The sequence below is a fragment of the Occallatibacter sp. genome, from assembly GCF_049802275.1.
Taxonomy (GTDB): domain Bacteria; phylum Acidobacteriota; class Terriglobia; order Terriglobales; family Acidobacteriaceae; genus Telmatobacter.
Genome location: NZ_JBARMD010000263.1, coordinates 1 through 22907 on the forward strand (window position 1 = coordinate 1; position 22907 = coordinate 22907).

The following is a 22907-nucleotide window of genomic DNA, read 5'->3' on the forward strand; positions in this document are numbered from 1 at the left end:
ACTCCTTTGCTGAGACGACTCTGCGACTAAACTCTTTGCCGAGACGAATTTGGCGCCGCAGGTCTCCCGCAAATCATTGAGAAAAGAGAACTTCTTCACAGAGTATGGGGGGGTGCAGGGGTGCCCGGTACGGTACGGACCGGGGGCATGGCTGACATTTTGAACCGGGGACATTGCTGACCAGACCAACGCAGAGATCGAAGCGGCCCCGGGTCCCGATCTCGGCCACTCAGAGCTTGTCAAACAGGCTTCCCGATCCAAGCTGCGCAATTACTGACTCAAGCGCCGTCTCCTGTGTCTTCGATAGCGATAGCTGCGTCGCCACCGTAGCAAGATCAGCTTGCATCAGGCTTGTCTGCGCTGCTGCAAGTTGCGTCCGCTCCGTGGTGATCGCACCCGCGGCCGCTGTGAGTTGCGTCATAGAGTTGTCAATGATTACGCGCTGCTGCGAAACCGTGCCGAGGGCTGATGTCAGCGCCTGCGTATCCTGCGTCGCCTGTGCCGTATTCACCACGCCGCTCGCATAGTCCGCAACCAGGTTGTTGAGCACGCCGAAGACACTCGTCGCACCAAGAAAGATCTGGTTGCCCGGAACGTTCAACTGAATCTTCTGCCCGTTCGGCGTCTCCAGATAGTTCACGTCGCTGTCGCCGCTATACGTAGTCGTCGACGGCGACGTCGCATTCGAAGTTGCGAAGGGCACAGTTGTCGTTTGTCCGCCCGCGAAGATGTACTGGCCCTGGTAGTTGCTGTTCGCCAGCGATTCCACCTCACTCAGGATGCCGGAGATCTGTGCCCCGATCGATTGCACATCGCTAGCGTTCATCGTGCCGTTGTTTGCGCTGATGGCGAGCGAGATAGCCTGCGTCAATTGCGATACAACGCTGCCAAGCGCAGAGTCGGCCACCTGCAATTGGCCGGTCACAAGGCTCGAGCTCTGGGTAAAGGAGTCATCACGCTGAATCTGGTTCAACAACAGAACGTTCCGGCCCGCAGACACGGGATCGTCGCCCAGTGCGTTAAACCGCAAGCCGCTGGACAGCTCATTGGTCAGCTGCTGCTCCCTGCCCTGCGATGCGTCGAGCGCGCTGACCAGGTTGGTTACATAAGAAGGATCGACCCGCATTGCAAATCTCCATCTCCGGTCTGTTCTGTAGCAGTATCTGCCCCGTCTAAACCTCGCAACACAGCACGGATTCATTCATGCCGCGATCCGTTGCGAGGCTTGTATCAGGGCATGACTAGAGTTAGGCGACGACGCAGTTTCCCGTTGCCATTAAGACACAGCCGTAGTCACTCCGAGATTCAAAGCCGACGACATGACAGTATTGAGAATCGTGAATACCTGCGAGGCCGCCTGGTAGCTGCGTTCAAACTGCTGCATGAATGAGGCTTCGTCGTTCAGGTTCACACTCGAGAGCGAATCGCGTGTTGTTTGCAGTTGCGTCACCGAAGCGTTCTGCGCCGTGTTCTCCGTCTGCACCTGCGATACCGTAGAACCAACTGCGGTAACAAAGTCGGAGTAGAAATCCGACGGCGTCAGCCCATTCGCGATCCGTGCATTCAGCAGAGCGGCCATCGCGCTTGCATTGGAGCTATCACCACTTCCCTCGCCCGCAGCCGCAGCTGCGATTTCGGACGATTGCGTCATCACCACGCTCATAGTCGCCGCGCTTCCTGCAATCGCACCAGGCTGGCTGAATATGTAAAGCGGGTTCGCCGCTGTCCCGGTAACGCCGTTCAGATCGGAACCGGAGTTATTGACAGAGTTCACTTGCGTCGAGATGCCATACGCCAGTTGGTCGAGCGCCGAAAGCACCTGCGGAATATCCTGATCGCGCGCCGTCAGATACCCGCCTAATTCCCCGCCTCCAACTGTCAGCGAGGCCGTAACGTCTGTAGTCCCGATGAAGAAATGGTTTACTCCGTTCACCGTGCCGGTGGCCAGTGGATAGCTCGTCCCTTCTGACACAAGCATGTCGCCGGAAGTGGTCGTGAGCGAGATTCCGTTGTTCTCCGTCGTCACCCGGTTGATTCCAATGATCTGCGAAAGTTGGCTGAGGTCCTGCTGGCGCTGATCTTCAAGAACGCCCGCGTCCGCAGTGGGCGATGAAGACTGAATCTGCCGGTTGATCTGCGCGATCGCCGACGTAAGCGAGTTCACCTGGCTGGTAACACTCTCAGCCTCCTGGTCCAGCGAGGTGCGCTGCGCATTCAGGCTCGCGGCGGCATTCGACACATCGCCCGCCAGTGTGCGCGCGGTCGACAGCACCTGCTCTCGCAGCGAATTGTCCGTGGGATTCGCTTCAAGCGAGGCGAAAGAAGAAAAGAAGCCTGTAATGTCGGCGCCGATGTCACCCGCCTCCGAGCTTTGCGATCCCGAGTCCGGCGGGAAAAGCGCCTGTACGGAATCGAGTGCGGAAAGGCGCGCTGTAGAGGCCGAGGCTGCTTGTTGTTGCTGCTGGAGCCGCTCTTCGAGTACGCGATCGCGTACCGAAGTCGGGCCCGTCTCGGTCACGCCGGTCCCGTAGCTGACGCCGTTAATCTGGACCGGCGAGTTCTCCTGCCAGTTGGGAACCTGCTGCGTGTAGCCGGGCGTGTTAGCATTCGCCACGTTGTTGGCCACAATATTCAAGGCGGACTGGTCCGCGTCGAGTGCGCCCGAGATGAGATTGAACGCGGAATTAATGGTCGCCATGTTCCATCTCCTTGGAAGACTTGCAGCGGGACTCTCCCGATCCGTACCCAAGTTGCGCGAAGTCCACCTCGCGAAGACGGCGCATGACTTTCAAGTTGGCCCTCGTGGCCTCAAGAACACTTGCGAAGGATGCGATCTCCTTCGTAGCTTCAAAGAGTCCCAATTTGTTTGGAGTTTTCGCATCACACCGCTCCGCGCTCGCGTCACGAACTAGCGCCGCACACGAGAGCCCCATCTCTTCGAGTCGGTCAGCATCAAGATGCGCCAGCGCATACGATGCCTCGATTAGCATGTTCTTCAACTCGGCTTGATGGACTTGTTTCATCATCATGATTCTCACTAAGGGGTTGGTTCCAAGCACCTCTCGGCTCAGAGTAAGCGGCCCGGAACACGTCAATCGCCCGGGCCCATATTCCCTCCGAGCATTGCATCGATCACTTTCCCTGCGACCACAGAGGCTGGAACGCTATAAGTTCCTGCCAGCAGCGCCTGCTGAATTGCCGCAACTTTTTCCGTACGGACTCCTTCCTGCTCTGCAGACTGCGAGATCTCCGTTCCGGCGCGACTTAATGTCGCCTGGTCGCCAGCGAATGCAGCCTGCGCCGCGGTCTGTTCGTTGCCCCGAATCTGCGAGGCCTGAGTCGATGGCGAAGAAGAGACTCCTAGAAAAGCCTTTAGAGCCTCAGCGTTATTTCGAATTTCCATGCGCAATCCTCCTTGGCAAGGTTATCGGCGATCGTAGACTTTACTTGAGCTCGTGGCACCAAGATTCGCAGGAAGCAGCCCCCTCGATCCTGGACTGGAAATTGATTGAGAATTCTCCCCATTCCGGGAAAGGCTATGAATGATGTTGGACGCAATACCTAATCCGCCATGCATGCTAAGCGCCTGACCAAGGGCCTCTGTCGCAAAATCCGCAAGGGCGCCGCCCGATCCAGGATCTGCGTCCACCTCACCAAGGCTGCTGACTTTCGTCATCGGTCTGAGTAGTTCCTTCATCAGCTGCGCCTCAAATTCGTGTGCAGCCTGAACCAGACGAGGTTGCGGATCCGTTGCCGACTGGTTCTGTGCTGTGACTGCTCCAACAGCATTCATCTACAGCACCTCCAGGTCGGCCTCAAGGGCGCCGGCCTCCTTCATGGCTTGCAGGATGGAGATAATATCGCGGGCACCTGCACCGATCCGTTCAAGTTCCAGCACCAGGTCCTCCACCGTCGCTCCCTCTTTCAGGTCGATTCTATTAACGGGCTTGTCCTGCGCCTGGACCGACGTCTGCTGTATCACCTGTGTCGTTCCCCCGGACAGCGGTCCCGGTTGCAGGACCTGTGTCTGCGAGATCACGTTGACTGAGAGGCCGCCGTGCAGAATCGAAACTGGCTGCAGGCGCACCATGCCCCCGATGACCACGGTTCCGGTGCGCTCATTGACCACCACACGAGCGCGCGGATAAACCTCGACTTCGACTCCCTCGATCTTGTCCAGAAGGGCCGGGATATCTTCGCTGGTTTGTGGAGCGAGTTCAACGCGCCGGCTGTCGACGGCGTGTGCGCGCGCTGATCCGAGACTTCGATTGATGGCTGCAGCCGTACGTTCGGCCGTATGAAAGTCGGCATCGTTCAAAATCACGCTGATTGTCTGCATCTGCTTGAGGTCGAACAGCACAGGTCGCTCCACAAGGGCGCCGTTGGGAATCCTGGCGGTGGTGGGATGATTGAGTTGCCGCGTATTACCAGCTGCGGTACTCGTGTAGCCGCCCAGAACAAGAGCTCCCTGGGCCTGCGCATAGATTTGTCCATCGGGACCGTACAGCGGGGTCATGAGGAGGATTCCACCTTCGAGCGAGCGCGCGTCGCCCGCAGAGGAGGCCGTGATGTCGATGCGATAGCCCGGCCGGCTGAAAGGAGGCAATGTCGCAACCACGAAGACCGCCGCCATGTTCTTGACCTGCATGTTGCTGGCACTGTTCGAGCCGGTTTGCGGAACCGTAACGCCCATGCGCTCTAATGTAGATATCAGCGTTTGTGCCGGGAAGACGGTCTGGGAACTGTCGCCGGTACCGCGCAGACCAACGACAAGACCGTAACCGACAAGCTGGTTGTCCCGAATCCCTTCGATAGTGGCCACGTCTTTCACACGCGCGAGCTGGCCCGTTGTCTCGCTACGGGCAAGCCCTGCGGTGATGGCAATCGCAGCTGCGAGGAGAATCCAGCCAAAGAATAGTGTCCATCGCACGGCATCCGACTGCCTTGTCTGGCCTCTTGGCACGAGGCCGGGCATCGAAATCGAAGGACTCGATGCCCTAATCTGTTCCGCCGTATCGATTCTGTCTTCCATAAATGGCTCGCCTTAACGAGATTGACGGGACCCTAAAACACGAGCAGCTTCAAGAGCAGACGAACGAGCGGATTCTGTCGATAGGTTGAGTCGCTCACAATACCCTTGCCGGTGACTTCGAGTTCCAGATCAGTCATGGACGTTGAAAGAACCTGGTTTTGCGCGCTGACATCCTCGGGGCGCACAAGGCCCCGCAACTTGATGACCTGGGTTTGCTGAGAGAAAGTAAGCTGGCGCGTTGCCTGGACAACCAGCATTCCATTCGGCAGGACATCGACGACTTCGCCACCGAAGGTGGTAGAGAGACTGGAATTGGTCGTGCTCTGGCCCTGGGCCGTGAGGCCCGACGCAGAGTTCTGCCCGATCAGGTTCTGCAAGCTATTGGAAGCCTTGAGTGCGCCGAAGAGCGATGTGACGCTGGAGCTGGCGTTGGATGTGCGTACGTTTTTGACCTGACCATCTGTGGAGGCAGCAAGACTTTCAACTACGACAATTGATACAACGTCGTGAATGCGGACTGCCTTGGCGTCTGTGCTAAGGCGCACCAGTCGGCCCTCTGGGCTCCAGATCGATCCTGCGGTGATGACCTCCGCCGCATGCTGCGCATGCACGCGATCGATGTAGGCATGCAAAGCCAATTCGGGCGGAGTCTTGGACGGATCAACTTGCTTCTGTTTGTTGGCTGCGGCAACTTGCGGCGCATCTAACATCAGGACTGTCAAGGCAAGAAGACTGAAGATCAGGCGACTGCTCTTCATCGATACACCTCGGTCCGCCCTTCAGCAAAAGAGGCGCGGCCCGGCGCAGTCGCGATCGCGCTGACAGTGCGACTGCCAAACTTCAACCGCACAGTCAGACCCTTCCCGATTGCGGCCGATGTCAAGGCCACAGCCTCCAGATCCGCATCAATAGCGCTTGTATGTTCGGAGAGGATGAGCTTATCACCCGCGTGGATGACCGGGATCGGGACGCTCTGCGTATCCGATGACGAGCGCAATCTCTCTGCCCCTAGCCGCGCGCATGAGAAGTCACGCGGCCTCAGAACGAGCAATCCCGGCGCTGCGGGACGACTGAGATTCTCGAGCAATACCCAATGTTGATGCGTGCCTGGATCTTCAATAGTGCGGGTCGCGCGCAACCGTGTCACCAAATTGGAACCGTCTTCAATAGTGGTCGAGCAGTCATCAGAATGGTGGGGTGCTTCGGCGTTGCCCTGCTGGCATCGGCAAGGGCAGGTCAGTATGGCCATCAGCGATATATTCGCCAGAGTAACTGCCGGGAAATAGGTCAGTCGCTTCATTTCCTTCCCACCCCTATCGAGTCATGTTATTGACTTGTGAGTACATATCGTCAGCGGCCTTGATCACTTTGGAATTCGATTCATAAGCACGCTGGGCCAGCACCATCTGGACGAATTCAGTGACCACGTCGACATTGGAGTTTTCGAGATATCCCTGCTGCAAGGTGCCGAGGCCTTCAGCGCCACCTGGATTGCCGAGGACCGGGTCGCCAGAACTGAGAGTTGCCTGCAAAAGATTGGAGCCGAGGCTCTCGAGACCACCAGGATTTGGAAAAGTCGCGAGTTGAAGCTGACCCAGCTGCGACGGATTTTGCTGGCCGGAGAGCGTGGCGTTGACCATGCCGTACTGCGTAATGGTGACTGCGGTCGCATTCGACGGAATTGTGATGTTGGGCAAAATTGGATCGCCATCGGTGGTCACGATAGTTCCCTGGTTGTTGAGATGAAACTGCCCTGCGCGCGTGTATGCGATCGTGCCGTCTGGACGCTGCACCTGGAAGAAGCCAGAGCCTTCGATAGCAACATCGAGCGGATTTGAGGTTTGGTTCAGTGCGCCCTGCGTCATGATGGCTTCGGTAGCTGCAGATTTTGTTCCGAGCCCGATCTGCAGGCCGGCTGAAACGGTCGACTGGCTCTGCGCTGCACCGGGCGTAATGAGGTTCTGGTAAATCATGTCCTGAAACTGGAGCCTCAACTGGCGGAATCCGGTGGTTGAGGAGTTCGCCAGATTGTTAGCGATCGTGTCCAGATTCATCTGCTGGGCGGTCATTCCGCTGGCTGCTGTGTACAGTGCTCGAATCATCTCTTCTCCTCCGTTCAAGGAAGACCGGTCCTAAACTCTGGGCAGGTCCTCTGTAGCGGTCTTGTTGAATTCGGTGTGGAAGACCGTCAGAGCCTTCTGCATCATTTCGGCCTGGCGCTGCATCATGATCAGCCCGAGCGTCCCCTGAACAACATCCTGGTTCGCCCCTTCAAGCGCTCCCTGATGGATGCCGGCATCTTTGGATTGAGAGGCTTTGATGCCATCAGGAGCGACATAGCGATTCGCGCCTTCCGGTTTGAGTTGCGCCTTTTCTGGAAAATCGGTCACGCCCACCGTGGCAACTACTCCCCCGCTAACCGAGATGACTCCGGTCGAACCAACGGCGACTTCACCCGGAGGGATTGCGATCGGCTGACCGGTTGAGGACAGTACAGGCTCATTCGCCGCCGTCACAACAATGCCTGTCTGCGAACGATGAAAACTGCCATCGCGCGTGTAACGGATACCGTTGGACGTCCGAATCGCAAAAAAGCCATTACCGTCGATCGCGAGATCGAGTGGATTGCCAGTGGGCTGGAGGGGACCCTGTGCCATACTCAGTCGATCGCCGCCGAGCAGGCCGTATCGGTTGACCGCTTGCCCCAGCTGTGAATCGCCGCCGTCTGGCCCTATCACCGAGCGGAAGTACTCCCGCTCGGCGCGGTAACCAGCGGTCTGCGAATTGGCGAGGTTTGCGGCCGCCGCATCAAGCGCTTGGGTCCGCGCCACAAGACCGGTCATCGCCGCATAGTAACCGCTGTCCATCGGTGCTTCCTCTATGCTTGAAGAAAGCACGAGAGGGACCAATGCGCGAGGGCGACGCATTAGAAGATTTTGAAAATGGTCCTTGCGATTGCGAGGAATCGAATACCGTGCAAACCAGAAAGATCGGTCGGTCCTGATTGAAGCCCGCTACTGCAGGCCATCGCAAACAATCGTCATCTCAAAACGATTGCTGCCGAACCGAAACTCTTGACAGACTTTGAACTCCGGAGCCTGGACGTGCAGGTTGTAGTCGCTCCCGGTGATAACGGCGGGGACCGAAAGACCGCAATTTGCAGCCAGATCGGGCACCTTGCTCTTCCATGTCCCCGCGAGCATGTTGCAGATTTCGCCGATCGCATCTTTCACAGTATCGTCAACAGTATCGAACTCCATGCCCGCCATATGCGTCGCAATCTGACGCGCGGCCAGAGCGTCACATCGAAAGACGCATGCGCCGCTGAGAATTCCTCCGAACCCGACAACGGACGTGACGGACTCTTGAGCGTCAACCTCGCATCGCGGGTCAACACTGGACTCGCGGTGGCACTGAACGCCGAGCATAGTCTCAAACACTTCACGCACGCTCTGTTCGAGATGTTCAGGATCAGAAACCAGATGCATCGAATCGCGTAGCGTCAACGTCATTCCATTCTCCCCGTTGGTTGCGGCAAAATCAGGGCGATAGCCGTGCACAGATTTTCGGACGCCGTTCAGCATCACAGAGCACTCCACCAGATCACACCGTGGACAGAAGCGGCAACACCCGCTGCTTTACCTGGTCCGCAGTAAATGGCTTGCGGATATAGCCTTTTGCGCCGGCCTCGATGGCTTGCCTGACATGCTCCTCACTCGATTCCGTAGTGATCATCACAACTGGAACTTCAGGTGCAAGTTGCTGGGAGCGAAGCTGACGCACAAATTCAAGGCCGTCCATCGACGGCATATTGATGTCGGAAAGAATCAAGTCGACTTCTCTAGACTTGAGAATCTCCAACCCCTCGACGCCTGAGCCCGCTTCGAATACAACAAGCGACTCGAGGCCTGCCTGGCGCAGCGATCTCTCCACAATCTTGCGCATCACTGAGGAATCGTCAACGATCAGGGCGCGAACTTCGCTCATCAGTTTTCCCTTCCATTTTCCACTATCGGCACAGACCTGCAATTCTTGAACGTCGCAGGAACGGTCAGAGCGCGCCAATCGAACAAAGAACATCGACGACCGAATCGGAGCTGGGAACTGAATCAGCCTCTCGTGAGCGCCACATGCGCAGCCACATAAAATTGTGCATGCGCACCATCTTAGAATTCATCGGTTGAAATCGCTCGATAGAACGCGCGAGTAAATGCGCTGCGGGCACCTCCGAGACTGCTTCCGCCAGCTGCGCCTCGGGAAACTTCTCCCCGAGCAAGCGATCGAGCGCCGGCCGGAACTGCGAGGAGCAAACAATGCCGCTCTCAACCCTCAAGCCGGTCATGCTTCCCACCGCAAACGCCAGCACCGGGTCGAGGCATTGCTCGAATCCCAGATAGAGAAGCTTCCCCGCTGCGATTCGCAAGGGCAATGCCCCAAAGGCATCGAGGAAGAGCCGCGGAACCACCGAGGTAAGAGCTACCGGATCGTATGCTTCGTTCGCAAGGACGGGGCAACTCCATTGCAAACCCAAAGCACGCGTTACGGTGGCTTCATCGGTGGCGCGCTGTCGTACCAACCAGTCACCGAGCCTGCCCGACCCAGCCGCCCTTTGGGCCTGCAGTGCATCGTGCAACTGTCGCCGGGTGATCCATCCCTGTTCGAGCATCAGCAATCCAAGCGGAATTCGATGGGGATGTATCTCGTGCGCTGGGGCACGGCGCTCACGGCCGAGAGCCCACTGCACGCGAGCCTCGGTGCATTCCGGCGAGCAAGTCCAGCCACCTTGAAATACTGGAGTCGACCGTTTGCGAAACAGATGCAGCCAGCCGGAGCGACAGCCCTGATTGGCGCACTGCCCAATCAGACTGGGGCGGAAGAGGCGGTTCGGAGTCGAACCGAAATCCGATGCCAATGCTGACGACGGCACAGCCTCCACGTTGACAGATGGTTGATTCGACCAGTGCTTCAGAAGAGACATCGTATGCTTTCCAGGCGCCTTTGCGGCGTAGCCACATCTGTTACGCGCAGACCGAAGTTGCCGTTGACGAGAACCACCTCGCCGCGCGCAACGATCTTGTCTCCAACCACGAGATCCACAGGCTCCGAGACGTGACGATCTAGTTCCACCACGTCGCCAGGCCCGAGTTCAAGAATTTCTCCAAGAGGCATCTCGCAGCAGCCAAATCGGAGCGCAGCCTCTAGTTCAACATCAAGCAGCAACTCGACTCCGGGGCTGATCTCCGCCCGAGCATCTGCTGCAGTTCCGTTCCCGGAAACCTGCATCGGCGCGTGATCTTCTTTGACGCTTTTCGTTTCATCGCAAATCAGGATTGCCCAGGATGCACCGGGCGAAATCAATCGAAAACCACGCGTACATGCGCTCACTAGCTGCACGGGATGAAAGGCTTCGATTCGGCAGGTCAGTCCGGAAGAAGCGAGCAACTCGCCTGCGGCGGCATCTGCCACTTCGCGCAGGAGCTCATTCCATGCGGCTGATTGATCTACCCCATCGCCGAGCAGCGGCAACTTCATGATCTCTGGATCAAGCAGAACCGTAAATTGCCCTCTCACGTCGCCCGAGAATTCAGCAAGGAACGCGGGACCGGAGAGTGCTGACGGCAGAGACTCCATCTCAGCCAACTGCGGCTCTCCTGCCAGCGCCTGCGAGAATAGCATCGCTGCCGCCGAGATCCAGCATTCGAGATATGTCTTCATGCGCTTCTACCTTCGGAAGAGCTCTGAAGTCGTGCCGCTCGATGGGCACCGCGCCGGATCGCCTGTGCTGGAGCCAGACACTGTCCAGCAATCCGCAATTCCGCCGGCAGCGCCGCCGAGAGCCCCAGACGCAGAACGCTGCCCGGTTGAAGGTTTTCTATCTCCCGGGCCACGACCCTCACAGTCGGCAGTTGTAGACAGGCACCGAACCGAATCTTCCTGGCAGAAGCTTCAATCCTGGTTCGAGTTTCTGTTGCGTGTCGGCGATGACGGCCCCAATCCGAGGTCAAACGGCGGAGAATGGTGTTGGCAACGACAGCTGGAAACGCAAGGTTAAGTAGACCCGAGCCCTGCGGCATGCGGATTTCGAAACTCAGACAGAGGGTCTTCTCGCTGACCGACATGATGCGCGCAATCTGGGTCTGCATCTGGCGGCGTTCAAAGTTGAAGCTCAGACCGACGGACTGCCATGCGGCGGTCAGTTCACGGCAAATGATCTCTACCACGCTGCCCAGGATGGCTTCTTCAATGTCAGTCAGTTCCCGAAGTGGACCCTCCTTCCCGTCGCCGCCAAGAAGGAGGTCGACAATGGGAGGGGCGAGAGCAAGGTCAAGTTGCAACACCGAGAGCGCGCCCAGTGGCTCCAGGCGCACCGAAGTGACATAGCTGATCTCGGGGATGCGCATCAGGAATTCGTTAAACAGAATCTGCTCCGCCGAGACCAGGTTGACCTGAAACCGGCAGCGCAGCCACGCGGCTAGATTGTGCGTCAGGTTGCGTGCAAAAAGATCGTTCAACATGCTGATGGCACGCAGTTGCTCATTGGAAATCTGGCCGGCTCGTCCGAAATTATAAGGAACTACGTTCGAGGTCGTGTCCGACAGTTTCGACGGCTCAGGCGAGATTGCCCGCGCTGCCTGAAACAATGCATCAATTTCATCCTGCTTCAGCATCTTTTCCATCGAACGACCTTTCTTGGGCAGTAAACAGAATGCCAGCCAGCGATGCTACCTCGGATTCAGGAGGCACAGCTGTGCCCGCTGCATCGGCCAATTGCCCCCTGAGCGGCCAGATCCTGCAGAGCGGCCCGCAGGTGCACAAGTGCCGAAGCGTGAATCTGCGACACCCGCGATTCAACGACCCCTAGCGCCAAACCAATCTCGCGCATCGTCAACTCTTCGAAGTAGTACAACGTCATCACCAGGCGCTCGCGCTCGGGCAGCCGCTCAATGGCCTCTGTTAGTTTCTCTTGCAGTTCGCCGCGCAGGCAACAGAAGAGCGGATCCTCTTCCGGGCGTCCAGGAACGTATGCCAACTCTTCTTCTCCGGAATCCTCATTGTGCTCGACGTGCAGCGTTCCAATCTCGAGGCCCTTCAGATCGCCGAGCAGAGACTGGTAGTCCTCAAGGCTCACACCCATCTCCGCGGCGACTTCAGATTCTCCCGGCGAACGGCCCAAACGTGCGGTCAGAGCACGGACAGCCTCTTCAGCCGCTCTTCCCCTGCGACGCAAGGCGCGCGGGCTCCAGTCGAGTGTGCGCAGGCTGTCAAGAATCGCACCGCGGATCCGGAATTGTGCATAACTACGGAATTGCACTTTCTTTGCGGGGTCAAACTTTGTAAAGGCATCCATGAGTCCCACGACACCTGCGGATATAAGGTCTTCAATATCCACGTGCTGGGGCAGCCGCTCGTGAATGCGCCTAGCCAGAAATCGTACGATGGGCAAATGCTCGAGCAGCAACCGCTCCTGTTCGCCGCTCAAAATCTCGGGAGGCAGACCTGGAGGGTATCCACCCGGAATAATCGCTGGTTGACGTCTTGCGAGATCTGGCCCTGGATTCCTTCCCATGCAGTCCTCTCCTTACTCCCATACGTCGCTCATACTCGTGTCCAAACGTCTCTACGTCAGCGAACCGTTCCAACCGGTCTCAGACGAATCTCCGGAGGAATTTCTGCCGCAGCTACGACCGAGAGCCTTGCAAAAACAGGCTCAAGCCACCGCTTCACGTGGTACCTGGCCGGACTTGGACAAAGAAGCACAGGAAGGGCCGAAGATGCAGATGCACCGATGAGATGTTTCAAAGAATCGGCAAGGCGGCGAACGATTGGGACAGCCGGAGCTGAGGTGGAGGACAGCAGCCGCTGGCTGCCTTCCGGCGAGAGTGACGAAATGATTTCTTCCTCGATTGCGGGATCAAGGAGCAACACAGGCAACTGTCCATCGGAGTCAAGCAGAGGTGCAATCAGCCGGCGGCCTAACGCCTGACGCGCAGCTTCAACAAGAGCAACCGGGGACTTATTCACAGAAGCAACTTCGACCAGGCTTTCCAGAATCGCGCCGAGATCTCGTATAGATACACGCTCGCGCAGCAACTGCTCGAGGACGCGCGCGACTTCGCCAAGCGTGAGTAACTTCGGCACCAGTTCTTCCAGAAGCTTCGGATGGCTATCATTGAGCGAGTCCATCAACCGCTTAGCCTCGGCCCGCCCCAGAAGCTCGTGGGCATGACAGCGAATCAGTTCGCCAAGATGCGTCGTGATGACAGTGACAGCATCGACAACCGAATAGCCGGCCGCAATTGCCTGTTCCTCGAGAGAAGATGCAATCCAGACCGCCGGAACGCCGAAGGCCGGCTCCCGCGTCTCCTTCCCAGGGAGGGGCCGGCGCTGGGGATCCCCCGAGACCGCCAGTATCTGAGTGCCCTCGAGTTGCCAGCGGCCAATCTCGATGCCGCGCAGAGAAATGAGATACTCGCGTGGCCGCAGACGCAGATTGTCGGAGATATGTACTGGGGGCACCAGGAAACCCATTTCAGCGGAGAGATGGCGACGCAATGCACGAACGCGATTCAGGAGCGTTCCACCCTGCTTCTCATCCACCATGGGAATGAGTTGGAATCCAATCTCCAGCGAAAGCTCTTCGAGGTGGAGAAGGCCAGCCAGATCGGCAGAAGGGGCCTGTTCCGGCTTCTTCTTCTCGATCGCACCGATCTCGACAAACGCCTCGGATGTAGCAGTCCCGGCTGCGGCGCGGCGCCCCATCCAGAAAAGCGCAGCCGCCACTAGCAAAAAGGTCCACCCCGGTAGTCCGGGAATCAGGCACATCGCCGCACATACGACGCTGGCTAGATACAGGGTGGCCGGTCGCGTAAAGAGCTGCTGACGAATTTCCGTTCCCAGCATTCCGGCCGAGTTGGCGCGCGTGAGGGTGATAGCTCCAGCGACCGAGACGAGCAGCGACGGAATCAGAGTGACTAGACCGTCCCCAACGGTCAACACGGTGTAAGTTCGAGCTGCCTCGCCTAATTCCACACCCTGCTGCAGTGTTCCGATGAGAAGACCGGCAACGATATTGATCGCAGTGATGAGAATCGTTGCCATGGAATCGCGCTGGTTGAAACGCGCCGCACCATCCATCGCGCCGTAAAACTCGGCCTCACGAGCGATCGCCTGCCGACGGCGTCTAGCCTCAGCCTCATCGATAAGTCCGGCGTTCATGTCGGCATCGATGGCCATCTGCTTGCCGGGCAACGCATCCAGGGTGAAGCGCGCAGTCACTTCGGCCGTGCGCACAGCGCCGTGCGAAACAACGAGAAACTGGATGGCGACGAGGGCGAGAAAGAGGACGAATCCGACGATGTAGTTTCCGCCAACGACAAATTGGCCGAAAGCTTCAATCACCCTGCCTGCAGCGGCAGTTCCTTCTGAACCGTGAAGGAGGATGCGGCGGCTGGAAGCGATATTCAGGGCAAGACGAAAGAGTGTAAGCAGCAGAAGGAGCGTAGGAAATACGGAGAGTTCAACGGCGCGGCGAATCTGCACCGAAGAAAGGAAAACGATGATGGAGGCTGCCATCGAAAGCGCGAGGAGAAAGTCCAGCGCGGCGGCCGGCAGCGGAATCAGCATGACAAAGATCACGCTGATCGTTCCCATTGGCAGCACGTAATCCCGCAAACGATCGAGAATCGCGGCCGGCGTGAGAGGCGCGGGATTCAGTACGGCGGTGCTCATCGGAGGCCTCCATCGGGCGGTCGATCTGCGCTAGAAGTGTTGATATCGGAACGACGGTCGCGAACTGGAATACTGGCTGGCATTCTTTGCATGAGGTTTGCCGCAGCTGCTTTTGCCTGCGATCCACCCTGGCGCGCGCGCCGCTCTCGCATCTCAGCTTCCACGCGCTGGCGATACAGATAGGCGAGGATTGCGGCCACAGCTTCGTACAGATCGACAGGAATCGAATGGCCAGCTTCAACAGAGCGATAGAGTGATCGCGCCAGGGGCGGATTCTCGATGATCGGTACACCGGCCCAACGCGCCTCAGTCTTGATCTCCTCGGCAAGAAGATTGCGCCCTTTCGCCAGAACCCTGGGGGCGTCCATGGTGACGAAATCGAAGCCCAGTGCCACCGCATAGTGCGTGGGGTTGGTCAATACGACTGCAGCCTTCGAGACATCGGCCTTCACCTTGCGGCGGCGCATTTGGCGCTGCAGACTGCGGATGCGGCCACGGGTTTGCGGACTGCCTTCCGTTTCCTTGAATTCCTGCTTCATCTCCTCGCGGCTCATCATCAGGCGCGATTCGCGGCTGCGCCATTCGACTGCATAGTCGACAAGCGCCCAGCCAAGCAGCAGCCACGACGCCGCGGCGAGAAGTCCGTAGATATCCGAGGCGAGACCGCTGAGACGCGCAATTGAGAAAGGCGGGATGGTGAGTTCGCGTGCGATACGCTGCACCGCGAAAACGGCAAGCAGACTGGCGGGAAGGAGAGACTTGCCAAGGCGCGAAACAGCGCGGAGAGAAAACAAGTTCTTGAGATTGGAGGCCGGGTTAACGCGGTCCAGACGAAAGCCAATGGAGCCCACATGTATTTGCAAGCCACCTGTCTGAATCACTCCGACAAACAAGGCGGCAGCAACGATAGCCGAAACTGCGATTCCAACCGGAATGAGTGAATGCGCCACGATGCGACGCATGGCGAGCATGGTCGGCTGAACAGTGGAGTCTTCCCAGCGATCGGGCGCACCAAGGTCGAGGGCCGCCGAGAAGGAAGTACGGAAAGAGTCAAGAATTCTCCCGCCAAGAAATCCGAGGCTCAGGACACCGGCCAGCGTTCCGGCAGCCGTCGCCAGTTCACGGCTGTGCAGAATGTCTCCATCCTTGCTCGCTTTCTCGCGCCGGTGAGGGCTTGCCTGTTCGGTACGATCTCCGGGCATCGCTATCCTCCCAGACCAACGCCGAGAGTGTGGGCAGAACTGCCGCCCGATGCATTCACTGGAATCTCAAGCAGGCGCTCCGCAAGATCGAGGAGTCCAGAGAGCCGCATTTCGATGAACCGCGGCCAAAGAGCCAGAGAACAGGTAAGAACGGCAAACCCGACGAGGGTTTTGAGCGGAACCGTCAGTGACATCACGGGAAGCTGAGGACTGAGTTTGCTGAGCAACGCGACTGCGATTTCGACGAGCATGGTGGCGGCTAGAACGGGAGCCGCCAGTTCGACCGCGGCGAGGAAGATACCGCCGGCCGCCTGAACGATAGCGCGGGCGGTGAGAGGCGCGAGCGTGTAGGCACCGAGTGGTACAGCACGAAAGCTGCGGACCAGCGAAGCCAGTATGATGCGATCGAACCCGGCAGCAATCAGCACGAGAGTTCCCATGAGCTGAAAGAGGTCGCCCATAAGCGGTGTCTGGATGTTCGAGGTGGGATCGAGCAGGTTCACCATGGAGAAGCTGAACTGCACGCCGGCGATCTGGCCGGCAAACAGAAGCATTTCATTCAAAAGCGAGAGCACGATTCCGTAAACGAGGCCAACGGCTACCTCGCCGAGCAGGGCTGTAAGAGTGATCTCGACGTGTGCGTTGGGCAACGTGGCCACGAGCGGAGCCAACAGAAACGCGACCGCGGCAACAAAAACAGCTTTAGTCCTCGCCGGAAACGCGGACGATGAGAAGAAGGGCGCGAAGACAACGATGCCGCTCACACGAACCAGCGTGAGAAGCATCGCGCTTAAAAAGCTCGTCCATCCGTCCATCGAAACCGCCTCATGATCTCTAAATGGTGCGCAGCTTAGCCGAGATACCGGTGCAAGTCAGACATCAGAAACAACATGTATGCCGCCAGGCGACCGAGAAACCAGGGCATGCCCACAAGCAGAATCAGGGCCACCGCGCCAAGCCGCGGAACTGCGGTCAGGGATTGTTCCTGAAGACTGGTCAGTGTCTGAAAAAGGGTGAGTATGAAACCGAGCACAACTGCCGCGATCAGGATCGGAGCGCTGAGAATCATGGCCTCCTTCATCAGCGCGCGAAGTAATTCGGCAACGAGATCAGGTGTCATGAGCTTTCCTCAGAAACTTTTCAAAAGCGATTGGGCGAGCAGGTTCCAACCATCAACCATGACGAACAGCAGAATCTTGAGCGGCGTGGAAACGACGACGGGCGGCAACTGAAACATGCCGATGGAAGTGGTAATGGCAGCGGTAACCATGTCGACCAGCAGAAAAGGCAGAAAGAGCACCGCGCCGATGGCGAAGCCCGCTTTGAGCTCCGAGAGGATGTAGGCCGGCACGACAACGCGCATGGGCAGGTCGTCTGGCGAATTGGGGCGCGGAAGCTGCCCGGCGGCTGTGAAAAGGGCGAGGTCCTTTTCACGCGCATAATGCAGCAAGAAATGCTTGATGGGCTGCGACCCGCGATCAATCGCATCCCAACCCGTAATTTGTCCCGCACGGTAAGGCTGCACAGCCTGCCGATCAACCTGCGTCAGCACTGGTGTCATCAGAAACCAGGTCATCATCAGGCCAAGCCCGAGAAGCGTTGGGTTGGATGGAGCCGTCTGGGTACCGAGTGCCTGACGCAGAAAGTGGAATACCACCATCAGGCGCACCAGCGGCGTCATGCACATCAGAATCGCGGGAAGAAGGGTAATCAGCGTCAACGCGAAGAGAATTGTCCAGGGCGTCGAGTCGGACGGATGCAAGCGCGAGCTCAGATCAGGAAGAAGGGGCGCCGCTGCCGGAGCCGCGGTACGCACCACAAATAGCAGGATGGTCACTTGCTCTCTGCTCCCGAATCACCTTTGCGACCCCGATTTGCGATCGAGCGACCGCCCGCCCCCATAAGGGGATAGAAACTCGGTGCACCATCGGGCGATGTAGCCACGAGCAGCCGCTGCCCATCGGCTTCAATAAGCGCGACAGACTGTCGCGGCGTAAGATTGATCCTCTCCACCAGCGCCAGGCGCGGTTGCTTGAGTGCTCGGTGGTGGAACCGATCGAGCAGCCAAGCCCTCAATCCCCTCTGCTGCTGGAGAATTTCGCGTGGAGCCTCACTGTTCTGCCCCACTGCCAGATTCAATGCATTCGCGAAGACTCCCAATTTTCTTCTCCTTAAACCAGCCGGGTGATGCGAACCGCCAGCTTTTGATCGATGACCTCGAACTCGGTCCACGCCAGTTGTGCCCCGGGGGCCGACAGGGGAAGGTCTTCCCCCTGCACCCATTGCGACGCGACGACTGCGCCCACCGCGAGGGCAAGAAGGCTGCGGACTCGAAACTTCCTGATTGGAACGGCGACGTCCAATTCGACAGGCAACCGGGAGATCAGGGGATTCAGACGCAGCAGCCCCTCCCCTTCATAGGGCGCTGCAGGAGACTGAACCAGCGCAGCTTCAGCCGCCAGCTGGGGCGCGACCGGAGCCGATGCAGTGGTCTGAGGGGCAAACTGTGGTTGCGCTGCCATACGGCAGAAGTACGTGCACCAGAGGGGCCAGTGTGAAGAAAGGATTCTTAGAAGGGACTCATAATTGCGCTCAACCGAGGTCGCCAGCTCTCCCCTGGCTTGGTGTGAAATCTCATTCACATCGCTGCTACACTAACAGCAGACATTGCCTGAGAGTTTTACGAACGACGGCTGGAATTTGAGGTCAAGAACATGCCCCAACAAAATGAAAACAAAAGTATTGCTGAAAATGGTCTGCGCCTGAAGGTGGGACTCGCCGAGATGCTGAAGGGCGGGGTCATCATGGACGTCATGAACGTGGAGCAGGCCCGCATCGCGGAAGAAGCAGGTGCCGTTTCGGTGATGGCATTGGAGCGCGTACCCGCCATGATTCGTGCCGAAGGTGGCGTGGCACGAATGGCGAAACCCAGCCTCATAAAGCAGATTATCCAAGCTGTCTCAATCCCCGTTATGGCCAAGGCCCGCATTGGCCACTTTGCTGAAGCGCAGATTTTGCAGCAACTCGGGGTGGACTTCATCGACGAGAGCGAGGTTTTGACCCCGGCGGATGAGGCTCACCATATTGATAAGCACGCGTTCACGACGCCTTTTGTCTGCGGCGCGCGGAACCTGGGCGAAGCCCTGCGCCGGATCGCTGAAGGCGCCGCCATGATTCGCACCAAGGGAGAGGCGGGTACCGGTGATGTTGTACACGCTGTACAACATATGCGGCAGATTGTTAAAGAGATGAAGGCGTTGACCGTGCTGAGCGAGCAGGAGCTTTACGCCGCAGCCAAGGAACATCAGGCTCCCTATGAATTGATTCGGATGGTGGCGCAAACGGGCAAACTGCCGGTACCCAACTTCTCCGCAGGCGGCATCGCAACGCCCGCGGATGCAGCTTTAATGATGCAGCTTGGTGCAGAGGCGATCTTCGTAGGTTCTGGAATCTTCATGAAGGAACGGGCGACACCGCTCGACGTGGAGAACAATCCGAAAGAGCGTGAAGAAGCGGTTTCTCGTGCCAAGGCCATCGTGATCGCAACTACGCACTTCAACGATCCGAAGATCCTTGCCGAAGCGAGTGAACAGGTGACCGGCACCATGAAGGGCCTTGCGGCTGCTGGCATCGATGAGTCTCAACTGTTGCAAACTCGCGGCTGGTAAGCGACTCAAAGGCGAACGGCCCTCGATTCAACTGAACCGGAAGTGCCAGCCACTTCCGGTTTTCATACAGGCTGTATACGAAGATATTTCTGGCAACTTGAAATCCTGTAAGTAGCTTTCTCTCGCCCCGTTTGGGAGCGAAACAGAGGAGAGCGAAATTGAACGTGGAAGCCAAACAGCCGCGAATTGGTGTCCTTGCCATTCAAGGCGACTATGCAGCGCACGCCGAGGCGCTGACACAGTGTGGCGCAGTCCCAGTCGAAGCCCGCAAACGCGAGGAACTTGACGGGCTGGACGGGCTGATTCTGCCGGGAGGCGAATCTACCACGATTTTGAAGTTCCTCGAGCGCGGCCATCTCTTCGATGATTTAAAGCATTTTTGTTTGACACGGCCAGTATTTGGCACCTGCGCCGGGGCAATTCTGCTGGCCCGCGAAGTGCGTAATCCGGCGCAGCGGAGCCTGGGCGCGCTGGACGTCGTGGTGGAGCGTAACGCCTACGGGCGGCAGATTGACTCGTCGATTCTCTTTTCCGAGTCGAAGCTGCCAGGCGAGAAGCTTGAAATGGTGTTCATCCGAGCTCCGCGCATCGTCGAAACAGGGCCAGAGGTCGAGGTTTTGGCGCGGCGCGATGGCATGGCAACCCTGGTAAGGCAGGGAAAACTAATGGCGGCGACCTTTCACCCGGAGCTGACGGCCGACCATCGCGTACACCAGGCATTTGTTGATCTGGTGCAGGCCAATCGCAACTCCTGATTAACCAGCCGACTCGCGTGTGGTCGAATTCAGAAAAAAGGCCATCCTGTTCGGGAGTGGCTGCGTCCAAGCACTAGGGCAGTTCCGCAGTCGAGATTGCCGATTTCGGTTTTGGCGGTAGGTGACTCTTCGATTCTTAAGAATCGCCACATCGCAATACCTTTGCGGCTCAGATGCAGCGGAAATGCTTTTCTGGTGTAGTCTGATTTGCACAGAGGCTTCAGAATGCCCGCGACCTTTACGCATTCCCCTGCGGAAACGGAACGGAAAGAGCCGGGAATTGGCGGCAAACCTCCTGTTGACCGACGGCCCACTGGCGGTGGCGGCGGCGGCGGTGATGACGATCGGCAACACGAACGCCGGGGTCCTCGCGAGCTGTTGCACAAGATCCGATTCTCTGTCTTCTCCATCCTCGCCGCGGACATGATGTTTTTCGCCATCCTGGTCGCGCTGTTTTTCGCGCGCCAGGCGGGCACCCACATGGATCCCCGCACCCACGAGCAGATCGGCGATTGGCATCCGGTGCTGCTCCCTCCTATCCTCTTTTTGAATACGGCCCTGCTGCTGTTGAGCAGCCTGACCATGGAAATTGCGCGGCGGAATATCTTCCGCGAAATTGACGTTTTGGAGGAGTGGCTCGGCCTAGGTCATCCAGCCCTGCAGCGTACTTTACCCTGGATGGCGGCGACGCTTGGCCTTGGGTGCCTCTTCCTGACGGGGCAATGGATGGCGTGGCGCCAATTGACAGCCCAGGGCTTCGCGTTTGACCACTGGTCAACGCCAGCCAGCTACTTCTTTTACATCATTACGGGATTGCACGCGGCACACCTGATTGTCGGTGTCATTGCGCTGGCGGTGTGCCTGCTCACGATCCGCAGGTTCAAGCGCGTGGAACTCCGCCAGATTGCCGTAGATGCCACTGCCTGGTACTGGCACGCAATGGGCCTGGCCTGGCTGATTCTGTTTGGTGTTCTCGTGATCGGCCAATAGGTTTCAAGGCACTGCTTGCGATGGAATTAACGTGCAAAGTTCCTGAGAAGTTTTGCGAACCGAGCCCGCGGAATCCCCCAGAACTGGAGCGAGAGTCGGTGCGCCAGCCTGCTACGGTGCGGACAACGGATCAACCGCTTTGGACATTCTAGAGAAAGCCTCGCGGAAAGCTATCGGATCCAACGATGTACCGCCTCCAAAAGGTCGAGCTATATCTGCTATCGCAGTTAGCATCAGCAGGGTGAGGGCGGTAATTGAAAGAACGTGAAAGTAATGCAGGCGCAGATTTTCGTTCCCAGAGAGGCAAGAGGAAGCAATTACCAGGATTGCGCCACCAATGAGCACTGCCCACATAATCGGAGGCAGCCGAAACCGGAATTGTTCCATTCGTTGCTCGCGCTTGTCCTGCAATAATCGGATCGAGGCTCTTACAGAAGAAGCGGCATCAGATTGCGCGGACAGGTCCTTCAGCATGTCCAGAGAAAGGGTCCACATCGAGGCAATAACCGAATCACCTTCCTTCGGCGCCTCATCCTTTGCCATGGCAGGCCACTCGCGGTCAACCACAACCTTCGCATAATTAATTGCAATACTGCGCAACCGATCTGAATAGGGCTTCGGCAGGTTTTCAGCAGTACGGAAGACACCCAGATTTGCAGTCGCTTCCTCCGACACATCCTCGGATGCGGCGATATAAGTTGTCCAAACACTTGAAAGCATAAAACCGAGGATAACCGCGTAAGTCGTTCCAAGAACCCCAAACTGCCAACCCATGACATCGTTGTAGAGTTTGCGGTCGCTCGCCCCCCAGTATCGATTCAAGACCCATACAGCTAAAACCGCGCCCAGCATTCCAGCTACGATCACCGCGACACTCTGCAAATAAGAGAGCATAAAGCCTCACAGGATCCGATTTACAAACCTAGACCGGTTTCGCAGTGAATGTGTCCGTTTCTGGCCGTGTGCAAGGTGGCGTTTCCTTGAGGAAAACGCCACTCGGCTGCTATGGCCTTGAGGATATAGCAACTGCGAAACGGGTATATCCGCGGGGACCGACGATGGCTTGCATCTTTAAGTTATCCAACAAAGTCAAAACGTTCAAACCTGTATCCGCAGTTGGCCTTGTGAGATTCAGTTTTCGTTTGGGAAACAAGAGGAGTGGAAGGCCGTCTGCTTTACGGGATAAATACGCCGGTCTTGTTTGGTTCAGCTACTAACGTGAATTCATCCTTCTTTTCGACAGTGAGGGTGGCGGCGTCGGGATCTTTCACCTTCCACATGACGGCGTGGAGTTGCCCCTTGTTATAGTCCAGCGTGACGTAGTGGTAGACCGGGAAGGCTGTGTCCCGATAGAGATCTTCTGATCCGCGAAAGAGCAGAGGATAAGGCTCTGCGCCGCCTCCCCCGGAAGTGACGTACTCCACGCCGTTGCGTTCGAAGCGCTCATAGTTATGGATGTGGCCATTGAAGACGATCACCTTGGCGTGCATTTTATGGAGATGAATTTCAAGCAGATGCCGAAGTGTGAGCG

General features: G+C 57.7%; 26 protein-coding genes. 3 read left to right on the forward strand and 23 right to left on the reverse strand.

All coding sequences use genetic code 11. From position 1 onward, the window contains the following. Positions 1 to 229: 229 nt before the first annotated feature. From WA354_RS09110 to WA354_RS09210, 21 genes are all read right to left on the reverse strand, one after another. On the reverse strand, positions 230 to 1126 hold the full coding sequence (locus WA354_RS09110; RefSeq protein ID WP_472812692.1) for a flagellin N-terminal helical domain-containing protein: 897 nt from the start codon (positions 1124 to 1126) through the stop codon (positions 230 to 232). A gap of 150 nt (positions 1127 to 1276) precedes the next feature. Then, positions 1277 to 2698 carry a flagellar hook-associated protein FlgK gene (gene flgK, locus WA354_RS09115; RefSeq protein WP_472812693.1) on the reverse strand — a complete coding sequence of 474 codons (1422 nt, stop codon included), beginning with the start codon at positions 2696 to 2698 and terminating at the stop codon, positions 1277 to 1279. After that, entirely contained in the window at positions 2685 to 3029 is a 345-nt protein-coding gene (locus WA354_RS09120; protein WP_472812694.1) for a hypothetical protein, read from the reverse strand. Before WA354_RS09120 ends, flgK begins: the two co-directional genes overlap by 14 nt. A 62-nt stretch (positions 3030 to 3091) precedes the next feature. After that, positions 3092 to 3403: a flagellar biosynthesis anti-sigma factor FlgM gene (flgM, locus tag WA354_RS09125; RefSeq protein WP_472812695.1), complete on the reverse strand. Its 312-nt coding sequence runs from the start codon at positions 3401 to 3403 to the stop codon at positions 3092 to 3094. 390 nt (positions 3404 to 3793) lie between these two features. Then, positions 3794 to 5032 (reverse strand): flagellar basal body P-ring protein FlgI, encoded by a 1239-nt coding sequence (locus WA354_RS09130; RefSeq protein ID WP_472812696.1) that lies wholly within the window; start codon positions 5030 to 5032, stop codon positions 3794 to 3796. A gap of 32 nt (positions 5033 to 5064) precedes the next feature. Then, positions 5065 to 5790, reverse strand: a complete 726-nt coding sequence (locus WA354_RS09135; protein ID WP_472812697.1) for a flagellar basal body L-ring protein FlgH — start codon at positions 5788 to 5790, stop codon at positions 5065 to 5067. A gap of 555 nt (positions 5791 to 6345) precedes the next feature. After that, a complete protein-coding gene (flgG, locus tag WA354_RS09140; RefSeq protein ID WP_472812698.1) occupies positions 6346 to 7134 on the reverse strand; it encodes a flagellar basal-body rod protein FlgG in 789 nt (262 codons plus the stop codon). A 30-nt stretch (positions 7135 to 7164) separates the two neighbouring features. Further along, positions 7165 to 7899 (reverse strand): flagellar hook-basal body protein, encoded by a 735-nt coding sequence (locus WA354_RS09145; RefSeq protein ID WP_472812699.1) that lies wholly within the window; start codon positions 7897 to 7899, stop codon positions 7165 to 7167. Positions 7900 to 8046: 147 nt separating this feature from the next. Further along, positions 8047 to 8616: a chemotaxis protein CheX gene (locus WA354_RS09150; protein ID WP_472812700.1), complete on the reverse strand. Its 570-nt coding sequence runs from the start codon at positions 8614 to 8616 to the stop codon at positions 8047 to 8049. A gap of 19 nt (positions 8617 to 8635) precedes the next feature. After that, a complete protein-coding gene (locus tag WA354_RS09155) occupies positions 8636 to 9019 on the reverse strand; it encodes a response regulator (RefSeq protein ID WP_472812701.1) in 384 nt (127 codons plus the stop codon). 64 nt (positions 9020 to 9083) lie between these two features. Beyond that, on the reverse strand, positions 9084 to 10010 hold the full coding sequence (locus tag WA354_RS09160) for a hypothetical protein (RefSeq protein WP_472812702.1): 927 nt from the start codon (positions 10008 to 10010) through the stop codon (positions 9084 to 9086). After that, a complete protein-coding gene (locus WA354_RS09165) occupies positions 9998 to 10747 on the reverse strand; it encodes a flagellar motor switch protein FliN (protein ID WP_472812703.1) in 750 nt (249 codons plus the stop codon). The genes WA354_RS09160 and WA354_RS09165 overlap by 13 nt, the downstream gene beginning before the upstream one ends. Next, positions 10744 to 11709: a flagellar motor switch protein FliM gene (locus WA354_RS09170; protein WP_472812704.1), complete on the reverse strand. Its 966-nt coding sequence runs from the start codon at positions 11707 to 11709 to the stop codon at positions 10744 to 10746. The genes WA354_RS09165 and WA354_RS09170 overlap by 4 nt, the downstream gene beginning before the upstream one ends. 56 nt (positions 11710 to 11765) lie before the next feature. Then, a complete protein-coding gene (locus WA354_RS09175) occupies positions 11766 to 12599 on the reverse strand; it encodes a FliA/WhiG family RNA polymerase sigma factor (RefSeq protein WP_472812705.1) in 834 nt (277 codons plus the stop codon). Positions 12600 to 12655: 56 nt separating this feature from the next. Beyond that, positions 12656 to 14761, reverse strand: a complete 2106-nt coding sequence (locus WA354_RS09180; protein WP_472812706.1) for a flagellar biosynthesis protein FlhA — start codon at positions 14759 to 14761, stop codon at positions 12656 to 12658. Next, positions 14758 to 15963 (reverse strand): EscU/YscU/HrcU family type III secretion system export apparatus switch protein, encoded by a 1206-nt coding sequence (locus WA354_RS09185; protein WP_472812707.1) that lies wholly within the window; start codon positions 15961 to 15963, stop codon positions 14758 to 14760. Before WA354_RS09185 ends, WA354_RS09180 begins: the two co-directional genes overlap by 4 nt. 2 nt (positions 15964 to 15965) lie before the next feature. Then, on the reverse strand, positions 15966 to 16778 hold the full coding sequence (locus WA354_RS09190) for a flagellar biosynthetic protein FliR (RefSeq protein ID WP_472812708.1): 813 nt from the start codon (positions 16776 to 16778) through the stop codon (positions 15966 to 15968). Positions 16779 to 16813: 35 nt separating this feature from the next. Continuing rightward, positions 16814 to 17083: a flagellar biosynthetic protein FliQ gene (locus WA354_RS09195; RefSeq protein WP_472812709.1), complete on the reverse strand. Its 270-nt coding sequence runs from the start codon at positions 17081 to 17083 to the stop codon at positions 16814 to 16816. Between the two features lie 9 nt (positions 17084 to 17092). Further along, on the reverse strand, positions 17093 to 17800 hold the full coding sequence (fliP, locus tag WA354_RS09200) for a flagellar type III secretion system pore protein FliP (RefSeq protein ID WP_472812710.1): 708 nt from the start codon (positions 17798 to 17800) through the stop codon (positions 17093 to 17095). Beyond that, positions 17797 to 18123: a flagellar biosynthetic protein FliO gene (locus tag WA354_RS09205; RefSeq protein WP_472812711.1), complete on the reverse strand. Its 327-nt coding sequence runs from the start codon at positions 18121 to 18123 to the stop codon at positions 17797 to 17799. The genes fliP and WA354_RS09205 overlap by 4 nt, the downstream gene beginning before the upstream one ends. A gap of 11 nt (positions 18124 to 18134) precedes the next feature. Next, positions 18135 to 18485: a FliM/FliN family flagellar motor switch protein gene (locus tag WA354_RS09210; RefSeq protein ID WP_472812712.1), complete on the reverse strand. Its 351-nt coding sequence runs from the start codon at positions 18483 to 18485 to the stop codon at positions 18135 to 18137. A gap of 192 nt (positions 18486 to 18677) precedes the next feature. Between WA354_RS09210 and pdxS the strand changes: the two genes are divergently transcribed. The 3 genes from pdxS (at position 18678) to WA354_RS09225 (ending at position 21376) form a co-directional block, all read left to right on the forward strand. Further along, positions 18678 to 19631, forward strand: coding sequence for a pyridoxal 5'-phosphate synthase lyase subunit PdxS (gene pdxS / locus WA354_RS09215; protein ID WP_472812713.1), 954 nt, complete (start codon positions 18678 to 18680; stop codon positions 19629 to 19631). Between the two features lie 164 nt (positions 19632 to 19795). Then, a complete protein-coding gene (gene pdxT, locus WA354_RS09220) occupies positions 19796 to 20386 on the forward strand; it encodes a pyridoxal 5'-phosphate synthase glutaminase subunit PdxT (protein ID WP_472812717.1) in 591 nt (196 codons plus the stop codon). Between the two features lie 225 nt (positions 20387 to 20611). Beyond that, a complete protein-coding gene (locus WA354_RS09225) occupies positions 20612 to 21376 on the forward strand; it encodes a cytochrome c oxidase subunit 3 (protein WP_472812714.1) in 765 nt (254 codons plus the stop codon). A 111-nt stretch (positions 21377 to 21487) separates the two neighbouring features. Here the strand turns inward: WA354_RS09225 and WA354_RS09230 are convergent, their stop codons facing one another. After that, entirely contained in the window at positions 21488 to 22270 is a 783-nt protein-coding gene (locus tag WA354_RS09230; RefSeq protein WP_472812715.1) for a bestrophin-like domain, read from the reverse strand. Between the two features lie 281 nt (positions 22271 to 22551). Further along, on the reverse strand, positions 22552 to 22907 hold a 356-nt coding region (locus WA354_RS09235), incomplete at its 5' end, for a hypothetical protein (protein WP_472812716.1).

Bases quoted from the DNA above. Each gene is read 5' to 3' on its own strand.
- WA354_RS09120 (WP_472812694.1), bottom strand. From the start codon at position 3,029: ATGATGATGAAACAAGTCCATCAAGCCGAGTTGAAGAACATGCTAATC.
- WA354_RS09180 (WP_472812706.1), bottom strand. From the start codon at position 14,761: ATGAGCACCGCCGTACTGAATCCCGCGCCTCTCACGCCGGCCGCGATT.
- WA354_RS09170 (WP_472812704.1), bottom strand. From the start codon at position 11,709: ATGGAAAAGATGCTGAAGCAGGATGAAATTGATGCATTGTTTCAGGCA.
- WA354_RS09160 (WP_472812702.1), bottom strand. From the start codon at position 10,010: ATGTCTCTTCTGAAGCACTGGTCGAATCAACCATCTGTCAACGTGGAG.
- flgM (WP_472812695.1), bottom strand. From the start codon at position 3,403: ATGGAAATTCGAAATAACGCTGAGGCTCTAAAGGCTTTTCTAGGAGTC.
- WA354_RS09195 (WP_472812709.1), bottom strand. From the start codon at position 17,083: ATGACACCTGATCTCGTTGCCGAATTACTTCGCGCGCTGATGAAGGAG.
- flgG (WP_472812698.1), bottom strand. From the start codon at position 7,134: ATGATTCGAGCACTGTACACAGCAGCCAGCGGAATGACCGCCCAGCAG.
- WA354_RS09175 (WP_472812705.1), bottom strand. From the start codon at position 12,599: ATGGGAAGGAATCCAGGGCCAGATCTCGCAAGACGTCAACCAGCGATT.
- WA354_RS09130 (WP_472812696.1), bottom strand. From the start codon at position 5,032: ATGGAAGACAGAATCGATACGGCGGAACAGATTAGGGCATCGAGTCCT.
- pdxS (WP_472812713.1), top strand. From the start codon at position 18,678: ATGCCCCAACAAAATGAAAACAAAAGTATTGCTGAAAATGGTCTGCGC.
- WA354_RS09225 (WP_472812714.1), top strand. From the start codon at position 20,612: ATGCCCGCGACCTTTACGCATTCCCCTGCGGAAACGGAACGGAAAGAG.
- WA354_RS09155 (WP_472812701.1), bottom strand. From the start codon at position 9,019: ATGAGCGAAGTTCGCGCCCTGATCGTTGACGATTCCTCAGTGATGCGC.
- WA354_RS09110 (WP_472812692.1), bottom strand. From the start codon at position 1,126: ATGCGGGTCGATCCTTCTTATGTAACCAACCTGGTCAGCGCGCTCGAC.
- WA354_RS09210 (WP_472812712.1), bottom strand. From the start codon at position 18,485: ATGGCAGCGCAACCACAGTTTGCCCCTCAGACCACTGCATCGGCTCCG.
- WA354_RS09135 (WP_472812697.1), bottom strand. From the start codon at position 5,790: ATGAAGAGCAGTCGCCTGATCTTCAGTCTTCTTGCCTTGACAGTCCTG.
- WA354_RS09145 (WP_472812699.1), bottom strand. From the start codon at position 7,899: ATGGACAGCGGTTACTATGCGGCGATGACCGGTCTTGTGGCGCGGACC.
- WA354_RS09230 (WP_472812715.1), bottom strand. From the start codon at position 22,270: ATGCTCTCTTATTTGCAGAGTGTCGCGGTGATCGTAGCTGGAATGCTG.
- WA354_RS09165 (WP_472812703.1), bottom strand. From the start codon at position 10,747: ATGAAGACATATCTCGAATGCTGGATCTCGGCGGCAGCGATGCTATTC.
- flgK (WP_472812693.1), bottom strand. From the start codon at position 2,698: ATGGCGACCATTAATTCCGCGTTCAATCTCATCTCGGGCGCACTCGAC.
- WA354_RS09150 (WP_472812700.1), bottom strand. From the start codon at position 8,616: ATGCTGAACGGCGTCCGAAAATCTGTGCACGGCTATCGCCCTGATTTT.
- WA354_RS09185 (WP_472812707.1), bottom strand. From the start codon at position 15,963: ATGCCCGGAGATCGTACCGAACAGGCAAGCCCTCACCGGCGCGAGAAA.
- WA354_RS09190 (WP_472812708.1), bottom strand. From the start codon at position 16,778: ATGGACGGATGGACGAGCTTTTTAAGCGCGATGCTTCTCACGCTGGTT.